The organism is Sphingomonas sp., assembly GCF_041661885.1.
In the GTDB taxonomy this organism is placed as follows: domain Bacteria; phylum Pseudomonadota; class Alphaproteobacteria; order Sphingomonadales; family Sphingomonadaceae; genus Sphingomonas.
Genome location: NZ_JBAZTL010000002.1, coordinates 223,467 through 239,747, shown reverse-complemented (window position 1 = coordinate 239,747; position 16,281 = coordinate 223,467). Strand labels below are relative to the sequence as shown.

Here is a 16,281-nt window from a genome sequence, read left to right as displayed (position 1 = left end):
GCCGTCGGCTTAGTTGACCGTCTCTTCCTCGCGCCTTGCTTCCGCGACCTTTTTGGGCGCCATGCGGGCGAGCGTCTCGGAGTCGACCAGTCTGGTGATGATCGGATGGAGCCTCAAATCGCCATCCTTCACGACCTGCCGGAAATTGGCGATCACACTTGTCGTTGCCTTGGGGTTGGGTGCGATCACATCAAGGAGCCAGTTGATGCTCCCCGAATTCCATTCCTCAGCCTTCAGGCGGATCGGGAAGACGCCGGCCTTGATCTGGTCGCGGATCGTCGCATCGACCGACTCCGATACGCTGGCCCAGATCGCGACGCCGGCGACATCGGCAAGCACATTTTGCGCCGCATCGGATGGATAAGCGATCGCGATGCGATCGGCGATCAGCGGCTCGAGCACCAGATGCTGGAGATCGTCGAGCGACTGCCGCCGGTAGCGCGGCAGCATCATCATCGCCATCACGACCTTGCCGAAACTCTCGCGGACATGGGAGCGCATCGTCGCGATCTTCTTCGCAACCTCGGGATCGAGCTGGGGATTGGCGGGCGACTCGACGCCATTGGCGCCGCCGTTGAGCATCGGCGATTCCTCCGATTTGGATGAAGTTACTTTCGCACTCGTTTCTTTCGACACCACACTACCCCCTAAATCATAACAATAACAGCAGACAAATCTGAAATTGCCATCAGACCGCCCGTGGGACCGCAGGATAAATAGCAATTTAACTTAAGTGTCACAGCTCGCCGAGCACTCTGTGCGTCATTCGATTCTCCCTAGAGTGTTGCTGGTTTCAAAGGGAAATCAAGCGCAATCTCAATATAAAGCCAAATTGGCATCAATATACTGGCTTGCGGCAGTCGGCGCTCGTGATAGCGTGTGCGATTGAGGGGGCTCGGAATGACGGCACTAAGAGATCGCTGCGGCACGCTTTTCACGCAACAACGTTTGCAACACCGAGGGTCGGCTCGTAGCCATGCGTCATCTAATCGTGGACTCATCCCTTTGCGGCGCAAAGTCTCCCGTGGGTTCACGGCTTGATGTCACGGCGCAGACTGTTAGGCGCGGCGACCCGAGGAAGTACTGCGCTGCTGGTGAGCGGCGGCGTCGCTGCCGTGCTCGGCGGATGTTCACTTTTACCCGCCTCGTATCGTTTCCGTATGAGGGTCGACGCAAATGCGTCCACGGGCTCTGTGTCAGGATCCACTGTATGTGAGGTCACTGCATTCAAGGTCGCGCGTGTCCTTTCAGAAGAGCGGGCAGGCGGCGGAGGCCTGCGCGGCGAGGCATTGGTGCTGGATTTGCCAGGGCGCCGAGTGTTCGTCCTGTTAACTATTAGTGGCGAAGGCTTCGACCTAGAACCCGCTGTAACCAGAGCACTGTCTGGCGGGAAGCGGCCGGCCAACGTGGACGAATATGTCGCGGCAGTGCGCTCGTTAGGCAGTTGGTTTGGCAGCGCCAAAGCTGACCTACCGCGTGTCGATTGGCCACTTATGGTCGCTTTTCGAGATGCCCGCGACGCGAGAAGCATGGAGCGAGTCAATCCTGCAGAGATTGGCGTACGGCGGATTTCGCTCGAAACGACCAACGATGCGATCACGACCGGCATCGACGAAAAACTGCCGTGGCTCCAGGCGGCTGAGAAGTTTCGGTACAACGGAACACCCGCCGGAGAGCTTTATCCGCTTCCGGCGTGGGACTTCAGGAGTGGCACGAAATGAGCAACGACAATCAGAACGCGGAAGCGGCGATGACATGATGGCGCGTCGGGAAGCGTTTTGGGCCTTGGTCGGTGGGTTGACGATGCTCACCGGCTGCGGCCCGCTGTCCCCGCCGCAGTATCGCTTTCGCATGACGGTAGAGGTCGCGACGCCGCAGGGGATGAAAACGGGTTCATCAGTATATCAGGTTTGGGCTTACACCAATACCGCCAAGGTGCTGCCCGAGGAACATGCGCGCGACTGGGGCGTCAAGGGCGAGGCGGTGGTGATCGATTTGCCGACGGGCCCTGTGTTCGCGCTGATGAAGACCGGGGATCCGCTCCGGAGTGATCTGGCGCAGATGTCCATGGCGGCGCTCGATCCGCAGTTCAAGAATGACATCGTTGAAAGCGCGGGCCGGATTGCAGGGCGCTGGACTAAGGCGCGGGCCGACGTGCGCCGTGAGGATTGGCCGGTAATGGTACGTTTTCGGGACATTAACGATCCAAGGAGCGTCGAAAGAATCGATCCTGTGGCAATTGGGGTGAAACGCGTTGTGGTCGAGACCACGAGCGACCCGGTGACCATCGGGATCGAGAAGCGGCTTGATTGGCTCAAGGGTATTGATGGCTCGCTTACGCGCCGATTGTCGGCGCCAGATCCAACTAATCCTCCTTTTAGTGCTCAAATAAACACTCAATTTTTTTCTACGGAGATCAGTCATGCCCAACGATCCAAAGACTGACTTGATCTATGCCATTATGGCGATGGACGCCTATAATCGCGGCTATGGGGCAGGCATCAAAGGTCTTGGGGAAATTGGGTCGCTCGGAAACTGGGATATCTTAACGACTTCAACGGATGAGTTCGGCCAAAGGGCGCTCAACGCCGGTTTCTATGCGGTCGCTTACCGGAACGCGGTCACGGGTGAGACAATAATCTCGTATCGTGGGACAGATGCGAACATCGTTAATCCGCTTGGCGATGAAGGTAGTGATATCCTTAACGGCTACGGACTTGCGGTCGGCGACATCAATGCGCCGCAGGCGATACTGGCCGCACAATTTTACGATTCGGTCGTACAGGCTGCGGGAGGCGGAACAGTCACGACGACTGGGCACTCGCTTGGTGGTGGGTTAGCCGGTTACGTAGCTGCTGTCGCCGGCGGTCGCTCCGTGCTCTTCGATAATATGCCGTTCGGTATTGCCGCAATGCTGAAGGCTCAGCAATTGGGTATTACCGCACAGATCGGCAAGGCTAGCAGCTATTCTGTAGAGGGCGAATTTCTCTCCGATGCGCGGTCGGGGGATCTTCAAAAAGCGATTGGAAGCGATCTCAGTCTTTTGCCATTCAATGATGCTTGGCAACAACTCGGTAACGATATCGGCGACCTGACACGACAGTTTGAGCAGCCAATTAGCAAATATCCGGCATTTGACCCGGGGGACGATGCGCTTGGCATGTTTCAACGTCACTCCATGGATCTTCTCGTCGCACTGCTGTGGGCAAAAGCCGAGAACGAAACCGATTGGCAAGGTGCCTCGGAGGGGCTGTGGACCGCATTCTTTGATGCGCACATCTCCAACACACTTTCGAGTGCACAGGATATTAGCGGTCGTAGCGATGCGAACGCAGTTCTGCGCGATGCTATTGCGTATTCGGCGATTGGCCCATCATCGCAGTCAGATGCCAAACCCTTCGGCGACACCGCAATTTGGTCGATGTTCAACGACGCTGGCGAGTTGGGTAGGATTTTATCCGATCCCCATTCCAGTTTTTTCGAGAATACGGTTACGTTTCGGAGCAACGGGTTCTTCTCGGATCCGACGAAGATTGATGTCAAGCAATGGCTTGCCGACATCTCTGTCCAATATGCCGGCGCGCTGGCCCTCAATGATGTGGAGCAGGTGGAAGGAGGGAGGGTTTCGACTCCGTCCGGTGCCGTCGACGTGCGCCAGGGGGTACTTGCTCTCAGTGAGAACGACAGCATCCTTTCAATCGATCTGTCGAGCGTGCTCTGGAAGGATGCGCTGAAGGGAAAGGATCCACTGGAGGCAAGTGCGGTTGATCCCATCGACGCTGGCAAGTTTCGGGAGTTGTACTTCAAGCAGGGGGTGGGTGACACTCTCGATGGAATTCTCAACCGCCTCGGAGTGTCGACTCCTGACGAATTAGCAAAGAAATTCTGGAAGGCCACCGATGGTCATGTGATTGATCGGTTCACGGTTTTGACCACGGACCAGCAGGGTGGCGATTTCACGATCGCGCCTCGCAGCTATGACGCGCCCGTAGTCTTGGGCGACCAGGCGCACGTCGACATGTTCGTGGCCTCGACGGGCGATGATCACATTACCGGAACATCCGGACACGATATCATCATCGGCAATGGCGGATCGGACGACATCGACGCCGGCGCGGGCAATGACATCATCCTCGCGAGTGGCGGCATTGGATCCTCGGTTCGTGGTGGCATTGGTCGCGATTTCATCGTCAACACTTCAATCCGCGGCGAAATCTGGGGTGACACTGAAAGCGGCTACTATGAAAAACTGCTATTCGATGCTGACGGGAATCCGTTGCTCAATGCCGACGGGAGCCAACAAACCGCGCTCGCCAAGGTTGAAGATAGCGAGGCGAATTCGGATCTCTTCTGGTTTGCACCCGACGTTACGATCAAGGATGCCCAGGTTCACGATCGCCTCGTCTTTCAGGGTATTGCCCTGACGGGCGGTGATCGCAACCCCGCTTATAGCTTTGCTTTGGGTGGTGCTATCTCGTCCGTGGCAAGTGGGTCGCTCAATGCGTTCGGCTTTGGAAATGCTTTGGCAGGGGCTATTGGCGGTGCCGCAGCGGCGGCGGGAATATTCTTCGATAAGCTGTTACCCTTTATCGTCTACCAGTTCACACCCACCGGGGTCGACGAAGACGGAAATCAGGTTGGTACGCTCAAGATCGGGAACATCTTCACCGGTCTCGACAGATTGATCAACGGAACCCCTTCCGGAGGCGCATCGAACCCTGATCTACAAGGGGTTATGGTCGTCGAAAACTTCAAGATGGAGAAGAGCTTCTGGGGTTATGAGCAGGCCGCACTTGCCGAGAATGGCACACTTGGGATGTCGTTCAAGGAAGTAAACCCGCTGGACCTTGCTCTGGCGGTAACGGGGCCGCTTCTTCGTGCGAGCCTATTGACCGCTGGCCAAGCTATTGTTCTGCAATCTCTGCTTCAAATTGACTATATAGTTGGTTTCACAAGTGCCCTCGCCAGCAGAGCCAAAACCGCTCGCTGGTTTGAAGATGGCGATCCGCTCATCATCGATCTTGACGGCGATGGCATCGAGACGACGAGCCTGGATGGATCGAAGGTCTACTTTGACGTCGACGGAGATGGGTTCGCCGAGCGCACTGGTTGGCTGAAGAGCGATGATGGCTTCCTGGTTCTCGACGCGAATGGCAACGGTCGGATCGACAGCATCGCAGAAATGTTCGGCGGTGTCGGCGCATCTGGATTTGCCGAGCTCGCATCCTACGACACCGATGGCGACGGTCGGATCACTGTCGCCGACGCTGTTTGGGGAAGCTTGCAAGTTTGGCGGGATCTGAATGGTGATGGCATCACCGAAGATGGCGAACTCAAGTCACTGAATGATCTCGGCATCGTTTCCCTTGGCGTTACGAGTAATTCCCTTGATCTTACCACGCCGCAAGGCACCCGGCTGACCGGCTATGGCGACGTCACATTGTCAAACGGCAGCGTTCGGCGAATGTTCGACGCGGCCTTTGCCTCGAGCGATGTAGATACACGCTATGCTGGTGAGAGCGGCCAGGCCGCTTGGCAGTCGGACCAGACGATCGATGCCAAAGGTTTCGGCACGATCACCAACCTCTCAGTCGCGACGGCCAACGATATCAGCCTAGCCAAGCTGGTGGCAGATACGGCCGCGGGCATGACCAGCACCAATCTGAAGGACTTGGTCGGCCAGGCCGGTGCAGTGCTCGGCGCGTGGGGCCAGGCGCTCGAACAGACGCGTGAGTTGATGCCCGTGCTAGTGGCCGTCGATGCGCAGGGGAAGGCGACTCTCGTGGACCGCGGTGTCTACGTCGAGGACGCTCAAGGTGGCTATTGGACGCTCGCCTCGGGTGCGCCGGTGCTCGATGCACAGGGGCACGCGATCACGCGGGCAACGTTGCAGGACGTGTTGGCCCAAGGTGCTGGCTGGCACCTCGAACAGACCTGGTCGCCCTCCGATCGCGCCTCCGCGCTTCAGTTCCGGGACGATGCGCCCTATCTGGTCAAGATCGTGGACGGCCGTGCGGTCGTGCTCGATTATGGCATCAAGCAATCCGACGGCAGCTGGAAGCTCGCCTCCGATCCGAACACCAGCTACGCCTCCAAGAACGATATCCTCGCGCTCGGCCACCCCACCGGCACGGAGTGGCGCAGCGAGGAGATCGGCTTCAACCCCTATGCGAACCTGCCTGTCGACCGGATCGGCGTCCGCATCACCGACGGCGTGGTGGTGGATTATACCGTCCAAGTCACCGACCAGGATGGCACCTTCTATGTCTGGGCACGCAATCTCGACCGCGCGCTCCAGCTCGAATGGAAGACCGGCGACAGCCGCGAGTTCAACCTGCGCAACTACGCGGTCGATTTCGACCACCTGGATGAAGTCGGATCGACCGACGATTCCGCCTATCGCGTCGAGATCATGACCCCTGGCGAATTCCAGTTCGCGACGTCGCTCGGGGGCATCGACTTCCGGCCGGAGATCCTCTCGGCGACGCTCGATAACACGACTGGTCATATCGACTATGCCGTCAATCAGACGGGCAGCGCCAATCTCTCTACCGATCCTAACAATTATATTTCGGGCATCAGTGCGGTCATCGACCTGCTCCAGCCGGTCATGCAGCAATATATCACGGCAAGTAGGCGCTTCGCGGTACGCCTAGCGCTTCAGGGTGGCCTAAAGGGCTTCGCGCAGGGCATCACCTATGACGTCGCGTCCGACAGCTATCGCCCGACGACCAATCGCGAACTCGCACCGCTCTTCGAAGCCATCTTCGCCAGCGCGCCGACATCGAACACCAACGATGCGGTCCTCGACTATCTGACTAACTGGAACGAAATTCTCTCGCAGATCTACCCTGATTACCATCCCTCGGGCGACGGCAATGTGCTTGGCGGCGCGCTTACCGTCGACCAAGCCTTCATCTTCCAGATGCTGTTGCCGGCGTTCGAGAATATCGGCGTCGACCTCGACATCCAGGGCGTAGCCCATGCGCTCTCGATCGACGAGACCAGGATCATCACCCACGGCGCCGGTGATACCACCGTCAACGGTACAGGTGGCACAGACTTCTTCTACATGACGGGCGGCGACCAGACGCTTCAGGGTGGGTTCGGGGCGGACTATTATTTCGTCGGCAAGAATTCCGGCAACGATGTCATCTACGACCAGGACGCCGGCGATGCGGATGAGCTACGCTTTACCGACGTGATGTCGACCGATGTTACGGCCCGGCGCGATGGCCAGGACCTGATCCTGACGTTCGGCAATCGCACTATCCGCGTGCGTGACCAGTTCCTGGGCGAACTCAACGATTATCTCACCAACGGCACACAGCTGGATAGCGGAGTCAACGCGATCGTCTTCGCTGATGGCGTGGTCTGGGATCGCACGCGTCTCGCTGTTGAGGTTGTCGACAAAGCTAGAGCCGCGGGAGCCTACGACGATCCCATCATCGGTTCAGGCACGGGGGACGTGCTCTGGGGTGGTAAGGGTAATGATTATCTGTCCGGCGGCGCTGGCGGCGACTTCTACATCTACGAACGCGGCGATGGCCAGGATGTCATTGATGATGAGGGCACGTTCTCGTTCGGACCGGTCAAGGCGGGCATCGATTTCCTGCAATTCAAGGGCGATATCACGGCAGACGACCTCCGCCTGATCCGCGATGGCGCAAGCGAAAATCTCAAGATCGTTATCCTCGACAAGGACGGCAATCCGACCTCGGACACGATCGAGATCGTCGGCCAGTTCGGCGGCGTGCGGCTCAATCTCGGGATTTTCTCGGATGCGCTGGGCGGCAATGCCGGGCTCGATTATGTCGCGCCCAATCTCATCGAACGCTTTGTATTCGATGATGGCACGAGCCTCGACTTCACCCAGATCGTCGAGCAGGTGCTCGCCAATGCCAAGACCGATGGCAACGACGCCATCTATGGCATGCTCAACGACAACACCCTCGATGGCGGCAAGGGCGACGACTACCTGACCGGTCTCCAGGGCTTCGACACCTACATCTATGGCAAGGATTACGGCCAGGATGTGATCGAGGATAACGATCTCTCCTCGTCACTTTTCGGTCCCAAGGACGACCTGCTCAAATTCACTGACGACCTGCGCTGGACCGATTTCGACTTCCTGCGCGCCGGCGCGTCCGACACGCTGACCCTGCAGGTGAAGGGCACCACCGACCAGGTGATTCTCAAGGATTTCCTCGAGGAAATCTTCCTCGTCGGCTATGTGAACCTCATTGAGAACATTCAGTTCGCCGACGGCACGCAATGGTCGTACCTGCAACTGCTCCAGCACTATGTCGACATCGCCAAGACCGCCGGCGACGATCATATCTATGGCTTCGAGGGCATCCGCGATGCGATCGACGGCGGTGCCGGCAACGACATCCTCGAAGGCCTGAGCGGCGACGATCGCTACGTCTTCTCGCGCGGCTATGGCCATGACACGATCATCGACACGTCCGGCGACGAAAGCGTCCAGATGCTGGGCCTGTCGTCGAGCGACGTCACCTTCACCCGCACCGCGCTAGACCTTATCATCACGATCAAGGATACCGGCGAGCAGCTGGTGCTGCAGAACCAGTATGTGCGCGACGACGGCCAGCATGACGCCGTCGAATATTTCGAGTTCACCGACCGCACGATCAGCTTCACCGACGTCAACCCGGAGGACCTCGACCTTGTCGGGACCAATGGCGACGACACGATCACCGGGTCCGACTTCGGCGAGCTGCTCGATGGCCGCGGCGGCAACGATACGCTGATCGGCGGCGATGGCGGCGATCGCTACAAGTTCGACATCGGCTATGGCGACGATGTCATCGTCGACCATCGCAAGCGCGCTTATTGGCCGGATCGGCCTGGCGCCAACGTGCCCGTCGATGATGTCGTCGAGTTCGGTCCCGGCATCACCCGCGACAACATCGTCTTCACCAAGAGCGGCAACGATCTCGTCATCACGGTGTTGAGTGAGCAGGGCATCGCCTTCCCGGATAGCTTGCGGATCCGCAACCAGTTCCTGAGCGTCGAGGATGCGGTCGAGAAGTTCAAATTCTACGACGGCAGCGTCATTACGCTGCGCGATATCGAACAGCTCCTCCAGATCGAGGGCGGGAACAGCGCCGATAACATCATCACCGGCATTCTCGACCAACCCAATGTCCTGGATGGCCGCCAGGGCGACGACACGCTGATCGGCGGCAACAAGGCCGACACCTATGCCTTCAGCGCGGGCTACGATCTCGACCGGATCGAGGAGCGTCCCGATCAGGCCGGCGTCATCGACAAGGTCGTGTTCGGATCGTCGGTCGAGCGCGAGGATGTCCGCTTCCGCCGCAACGGCAACGATCTGATCGTCGATCTCGGCAACGGCACCGATGCGCTCACCATCGTGGGCGGTCTCGCCAACACGCGCATCGAGGAATTCCTTTTCGCCGACGGCTCGACGCTCAAGCTCGACGAAGCGACCAGCTTCACTGGCGACGATGGTGTCACCGTTTCGCTCGCCTCGGTCTATGATCGGCTGCTGACCGGCACGGCCGGCGACGATGATCTGGTCGGCTTCGATAATCGCGACGATACGATCGCCGGCGGCGCCGGTTCCGACGCGATGGCGGGCGGTCTCGGCAACGACACCTACAAGTTCGGGCTCGGCGACGGCAGCGACAGCGTCTACGACACCGGCGGCATCGACCAGATCGTCTTTGGTGACAATGTGACGCAGGATCGCGTCACCTTCGCGAACGTCGATGGCGACCTCATCATCACGCTCGCGACGGGAACCGACAAGCTCGTGATTCTCGGCGGCTACAAGAATACGCCGGTCGAAAATTTCGTGTTCGCCGACGGCATCAGTCTGTCGATCACCGACATCCGCACCAATCTTGCGACCTCAAGCGAGAATGGCGGTCAGGATATCCTCGACCTGCGCGATCTTGCCGCCAATATCGAGATCGGCGCCGGGCGCGGCAACGACCGTATGATCATGGCGAATGGGAGCACGCTGCTCATCAATCCCGGTGACGGCTTGGACCAGGTCGAAATGCCGGCTGGTGTCACCGATGCGATCGTCAGCTTTACCGGCGCCGGGGCGTCCGGCGCGAAAGTCCGCCTGTCGACGCTCAATAGCAACGACCTTATCATCACCTTCCCGGCCACCGGCGACCAACTGACCGTTGTCGGTGCTTTGGGGTCTGGGGCGACGCCGCGCTTCCAGTTCGCCGACGGCAGTATCTGGGACAAGGCCGCGCTCGTGCAGCATGCGGTGGACGACCAGGCGAGCGACAATGGCGATATCATCCTCGGCAGTTCGCTGGCCGACATCATCACCGGCGGCCGCGGCGACGACCAGCTGCGCGGTGGCGCGGGTGACGACACCTATGTGTTCACGATCGGCGACGGCCGTGACGTCATCGATGACGCGAGCGGCAACGACACGCTCAGGGTCGTCGGCTACCGCCCGGACGAGATCAAGGTCGCGCGCACCGCGCCCGATCGCCAGGAACTGGTCCTCCTGCTCGGTGACGAGGGCGATCAGGTCGTGCTGCGCTACGATAATGGTTCGGGCGTGGACTCCGTCCTTTTCGGTGACGGCACGCGCCTGTCGCGCGATGCGCTGTTCGCGCTTGCCGATGCGTCTGGCCACGATGGCGACGATCGCGTGGTCGGAACTGGCAGCGGCGAGACGCTTGGCGGAGGACGCGGCGACGATGTGCTGATCGGCAATGGTGGTGCGGACGTCTTCCTGTTCAATCGCGGCGACGGAATCGATCGCATTGAGCCCGGCAGCAATGTCGACGGACTTGCCACCTTGCGCTTCGGCGATGGGATCGCCCTTGAGGACGTGGTCGCGAAGCGCGATGCGGACGGCAATCTCGTTCTCTCGATTGCAGGCACGCTCGACCGCGTGGTGCTGGTCGACCCGGCAGGTGACCTTGATCCCATCGTCGGGACCATCCAGTTCGCCGATGGACGCACGAAGACCTTCTCGGCCTATGCGCTGGAGGCGCTCGCGACCGATGGCGACGATCACATCGTCGTTCCCTCCTCCAAGGCAGCGAACGGCAGTTGGGTCGGTGCCGAGATTTATGGCGGGCTTGGGAACGATCATATCGAGGGCGGCCGCGGTGCGGATGTCATCACCGGTGGCAAAGGCGACGATCTCCTCGAAGGCGGGGAAGGTGTCGACACCTATTGGTTCGAGCGTGGCGATGGACAGGATGTTGTGTCCGATCGCGGAGCCGGTAGTGACGGCGCCGACCGGTTGCGGTTTGGCGCGGGGATCACGTCTGCCGAGATCCATGTAGCGGCCTCGGGCGCCGATCTTGTCCTGACGCTTGGCTCGACGGGCGACCGTGTGACGCTGAAGGATATGCTGGCGTCCAATCCCGGCGGGCAGGATCTGGGCATCGAGCAGGTTGTTTTCGCCGATGGTACGACCTGGTCACTCGCTGATCTTCTCGCACGTGCCGGCGTGGGCAGCGACGGCGATGACCGTCTCGACCTGAGCGCGGTCGGCGACACGCCGCTGACCATCATCGGCGGGCGCGGCGATGATTATCTCGCCGGGAGTTCGGGCGACGATGTCTACCGCTTCAACGCGGGCGATGGCCGCGACACGATCGCAGAGGTCAACAACGGAGCCTCCAACGACACGATCGAGCTCGGCGCGGGCCTTGGCCGTAGCGATCTGGTTGTCGTTCAGTCGGGGAACGATCTGATCCTGCGTTTCTTCGGTCGCGATGATCGGATCACCATCCTCGACGGCGCGCGCGCCGATCGTTCGCCGATCGAGCAGATCCGGTTCGCCGACACGACGCTGCTGAGCGCGGCCGACCTGCGGGCGGCAATGGTGAGCGCGACCGCTGCGGAAGCGTTGCTCAGCCCGTCGACCGGCACCGATCCCTTTGCAGCGCCGATCTTCACCGGCGGGGATTTCGGGGATAGCGGCGGCTCCACCGGAACGGGCGGAGGCACTGGAGGGTCCGGTGGGACCGGGGGCGGCGGCGGCACTGGTGGGGAGACCGGCGGCGGCACGTCGACCAATCCGCCGTTCCCGATCACCGGTATCGATTGGACCGGCACCGAAGGCGAAGACGTCGAATATGGCACCGACGGTAATGACCGCCTCGATGGCGGTGCGAGCAATGATACCTTGTATGGCGGGCTCGGTGACGATGTTCTGATCGGCGGCACCGGCGACGACATTCTTGACGGTCAATGGGGGAAAGCCGTTGTCGACGGGGGCGACGGCAACGACCAGATCATCATCGGCAATATCGCCTATTACAGTTCGATCCTCTTTGAAGGCGTTACGGCAACCGGAGGCAGCGGGCAGGACACCTACGTCATTCGGCCGCCCTATGATGTGGGCGCCAACCCGTTCGGGCTGCCCACGCAATATGACGCGGCGGCAACCAGCGTTGTCACCGACTTCCAGGCCGGCGCCGGCGGCGACCTCATCCAGTTCCAGAATATCGACGAGTGGCTGAACGAGACCCAGCGGGTCCAGATCGACTTTCCGATCGATCAGGTGTTCGCGATCCAGGATGGCGCTGACGTGGTCATCCGCTTCTATTATGACGATGGGCGCACGCTCGATCTGCTCCGCCTGACCAACGTCGACGGAGCGGACCTCACCACCGGCAATCTGCCGCAATTCGCCGGGCGCGAAGAGCTGGTCTCGGTCGTCTATAATCTGACGGGCACCAGCGGTGACGATATCCTGACCGGCGGCGGGCTTGCCGACCGCCTCGATGGCGGCGCCGGCAACGACCAGCTGTCAGGCGGTTCGGGCGGACGCGACGTGCTGATCGGTGGCGACGGGAACGACATCCTCACGCCTAGCCAGACGGGTTCGAACACGCTCGACGGTGGCGCAGGCGATGACGAGTTCATCCTGTCGAACACCACCGGCGATAACGTCGTCACCGGCGGTGCCGGAAGCGATACGATCCGCGTCGCGGTTGGAAGCGGCAGCTATCCCTTCAACAGCGTGACGGACTTCCAGGCTGGTGCCGGCGGCGACCGCATCGCGGTCGACCTCGCGCCCGGTGTCTCGGGCGCGCTTCAGCTGGTCCAGCAAGGCGCCGATACGCTCATTGTCTTCGCCGGCAATGAAGGGCTCTTCGAGCTGTTGCGGCTCGACGGAGTCGATGCGACCAGCCTCACGGCCGACAATTTCTCGGGCGTCGATTTCGGGCCGGCCGTTCCGCTGAACCTGACCGGCACCGACAGCGCCGACACGCTCACCGGCGGCTATGGCGATGACACGCTGATCGGCGGTTGGGGCGCGGACGTCCTCGATGGCGGCTTCGGAAATGATCACCTGGTGGGCGACGCGGCAACCGGGGAGCCGCCGTCCGCAGACGGTCCGAACCCGCTGATCGCGTATTTCGGTTCGGTCTCCAACGCCCTCGTGAATGGGCTGGGCGGCGATGCCGGCTTTGGCGAATTGGCCCAGGATGTTGCGGACGATCTCAACACCGATTTTGACATTCCTGCCGATTTCATGGGCGGGCAGATCGTCATCGACGGCGTGGCGGTCAGTTCGCTCACGGTCAATTCCAACGGCGTGCTCACGCTGGGCTCGCTGCAACTGGGCGTCTGGCCTCACGATGTCGACGAAAATGGCGGGCCGCTGACGCCGAGCGACGGCGGCAACAGCACGGGTGCCAACCGCGTCTGGCTGGACTTTGATGCCGCGACGGGCACGATCACCGTTACGTGGGACGACGTCGGCGCATACCCGCAGGGAACCGACCCCAACGCCTTCCAGATCCAGCTCAAGGCGCTGGGCGATGGCGATTTCGACGTGCTCTATCGCTATGAGCAGATCGACTGGAGTAATCCGTATGTGGCGAACGGCCCGTTCATTTCGACGGGCTTGGGCCAAATCTACCTGCCTTTCCCGACAGGCGGGGATACCGAGTTTGACACCGCCGACGGCAATCTCGGCGTCGCCGGCGTCTGGGGCGCGCAAATCCGCGGAGGCGTCGTCAATACCGGTGTACCAAGCGAGGACGATGTCCTGCTCGGCGGCGATGGCGACGATCTGCTCGAAGGCGGGCTTGGCGCGGATATTCTTTCCGGCGGCGCGGGCAACGATGTCCTGCGAGGCGGCGACGGTAACGACACCCTGTTCGATTCGGAAGGAGCGAACGATTTCGACGGCGGTGCCGGGGATGACCTGCTCTCGGGATTCTCGGTCAATGGCGCGGTTGATCAGCTGACGGGCGGTGAAGGCCGGGACACGTTCAGCCTGGTCGCCGACCAAGGCGGGGCGGTCCCTTCCGCGTTCAATGCGGCGATCGACGTCATCACCGATTTCACCGCAGGCGATGATGGCGACATCATCGACGCACCGTTCAACAGCGGCAACGGCAACCCCTTCCCGGGCAACACGGCTTTCCTCGTCTATGTCGAGCAGGACGGCGCGGATACGCTCGTCTCGATCGACCAGAATGACGGCAACGGCCGTTTTGCCGTTCTTCGCCTGACCGGCGTGGATGCCACGACGCTCACCCAAGCCAATTTCGGTGGTGCGAGTTTCGAGCTCATCGCGCCGCGCAATATCGCCGGCACGGACGGCATGGACCTTCTGACGGGCGGCGTCGCCGGCGATACGATCAATGGCGGCTACGGTGCCGACACGATCCGGGGCGGCGATGGCAGTGACCTGCTGATCGGCGATGACGGGGTCGCCAACCCGTCACCCATCGATCTCGCATCCTATTTCGGGTCCGTTACGAGCGCCCTCATTTCCGGCCTCGGCGGCACCGCGGGTTTTGGCGAGGCGGCGCTTGTGCCGTCGAGCCCCTATCAGAACGTCTATGTCGGCATCCCATCGGACTTCAACGGTGGTTCCTTCAAGGTCGGCAATAACTTCGTCGGCGGCCTGAACATCGACAGCTATGGCACCGTAACCATCGGCGACATGCGCCTTGAGGTCTGGCCGAACTATGCCGTCGATACCAGCGGCGGCGCGTTGACGCCGACGCCCGGAGGCAACAGCCAGGGCAGCAACCGCGTCTGGTACGATTTCGACCCCGCGACCAACACGATCACCGTGACCTGGGACGATGTCGGCAATGCGTCATCCAGGTCGACGCCGAGTGCCTTCCAGCTTCAGATCAAGCTGGTCGGCGAGAATGAGTTCGATGTCCTCTACCGCTATGAAGACCTGAACTGGTCCTCTTCTTACAGCGTTCCGCGGGTCTCGTTCGGGAACGATCTCGCCGCCGCCCTACCGATCGCTGACGGCACGCTTTCCCAGATCGATACGCTTGACGGCAATACCGGCACTGCCGGCGTCTGGGGCGCGCTCATTCGCAACGGATCGATCATCGGCGTCTCGACGAGCGAAGACGACACGATCTATGGCGATGCCGGCAACGACGAGCTGCGCGGCGGTCTCGGCAATGACATGCTGGATGGCGGGGCCGGCGATGACCTGCTCCTTGGCGGTGATGGCGATGACAATCTCCGCGACGACCAGGGCGCCAACATCCTCGACGGCGGAGCCGGCAACGATACCTTCTCGGGCTTCACCCTCAACGGCGAGAAGGATCAGCTCACCGGTGGCAGCGGCCAGGACAGCTACGTGCTGGTCGACAATGGCGGAGGCGGCGGACCGGTCGGCGTCGCAAGCATCGAGGGCGTGGCAGCCTTCTCGGCAAGCTTCACCGCGCAGGATCTCGCCGATGTTGACGTGATCACGGATTTCGAAGCCGGTGCAGATGGCGATGTTCTCGACGTGCCATATTCGGGCGGCGAGGTCGGGATCAGCTACCCGGTCTATGTCCAGCGTGATGGGGCGGACACGATCGTCTTCATCGATCGCGAGGATGGCAACGGCATCGTACCCGCTGTGCGCCTTGTGGGCATCGACCCCGCAGACCTGACGCGAGCCAATTTCAACGGCGCGCCATTCCAGTCGCTCGATCCGCTCAATCTCACCGGAACCGAGGGCGTGGACGTTCTCTACGGCGGAGGCGGCGACGACGTCATCAATGGCGGCTATGGCGCGGACACGCTCTACGGCCAGAATGGTGACGACACGCTGATTGGCGACAACGGCACACCCAATCCCTCGCCAATCGATCTCGCGGCCTATTTCGGTCCGCTGTCGAACGCGCTGGTCTCGGGGCTTGGCGGCGACGCCGGCTTCGGCGAAGCAGCGTTCCCGGCCTCGGCGCCCTATCAAAGCGTCGACGTCGACATTCCGTCCGATTTCAACGGCGGCAGCCTGATGATCGGGGGAGAGGCCGTCAGCCA

The 16,281-nt window shown here is 61.0% G+C and carries 5 protein-coding genes (1 of these 5 cut by a window edge); 3 read left to right on the top strand and 2 right to left on the bottom strand.

What is annotated here, in order from left to right:
- Window positions 1-9: 9 nt before the first annotated feature.
- Window positions 10-636, bottom strand: a complete 627-nt coding sequence (locus WC704_RS05155) for a toxin-activating lysine-acyltransferase (RefSeq protein ID WP_372888907.1) — start codon at window positions 634-636, stop codon at window positions 10-12.
- Window positions 637-1,406: 770 nt separating this feature from the next.
- Between WC704_RS05155 and WC704_RS05150 the strand changes: the two genes are divergently transcribed.
- Both WC704_RS05150 and WC704_RS05145 read left to right on the top strand, forming a co-directional pair.
- Window positions 1,407-1,721, top strand: coding sequence for a hypothetical protein (locus WC704_RS05150; RefSeq protein WP_371421276.1), 315 nt, complete (start codon window positions 1,407-1,409; stop codon window positions 1,719-1,721).
- Window positions 1,708-2,445 (top strand): hypothetical protein, encoded by a 738-nt coding sequence (locus WC704_RS05145; RefSeq protein WP_371421277.1) that lies wholly within the window; start codon window positions 1,708-1,710, stop codon window positions 2,443-2,445. Before WC704_RS05150 ends, WC704_RS05145 begins: the two co-directional genes overlap by 14 nt.
- Window positions 2,446-2,836: 391 nt before the next feature.
- Here the strand turns inward: WC704_RS05145 and WC704_RS05140 are convergent, their stop codons facing one another.
- Window positions 2,837-3,175 carry a hypothetical protein gene (locus WC704_RS05140; protein WP_372888906.1) on the bottom strand — a complete coding sequence of 113 codons (339 nt, stop codon included), beginning with the start codon at window positions 3,173-3,175 and terminating at the stop codon, window positions 2,837-2,839.
- 3 nt (window positions 3,176-3,178) lie between these two features.
- On the opposite strand from WC704_RS05140, the gene WC704_RS05135 reads away from it, so the two are divergent.
- A protein-coding gene (locus WC704_RS05135; protein ID WP_372888905.1) for a tandem-95 repeat protein crosses the window boundary here: on the top strand, window positions 3,179-16,281 show its 5' portion. Its footprint extends 19,792 nt past the window's final position; the window shows 13,103 of its 32,895 coding nt (coding positions 1-13,103); its start codon is at window positions 3,179-3,181; its stop codon lies beyond the right edge, outside the window.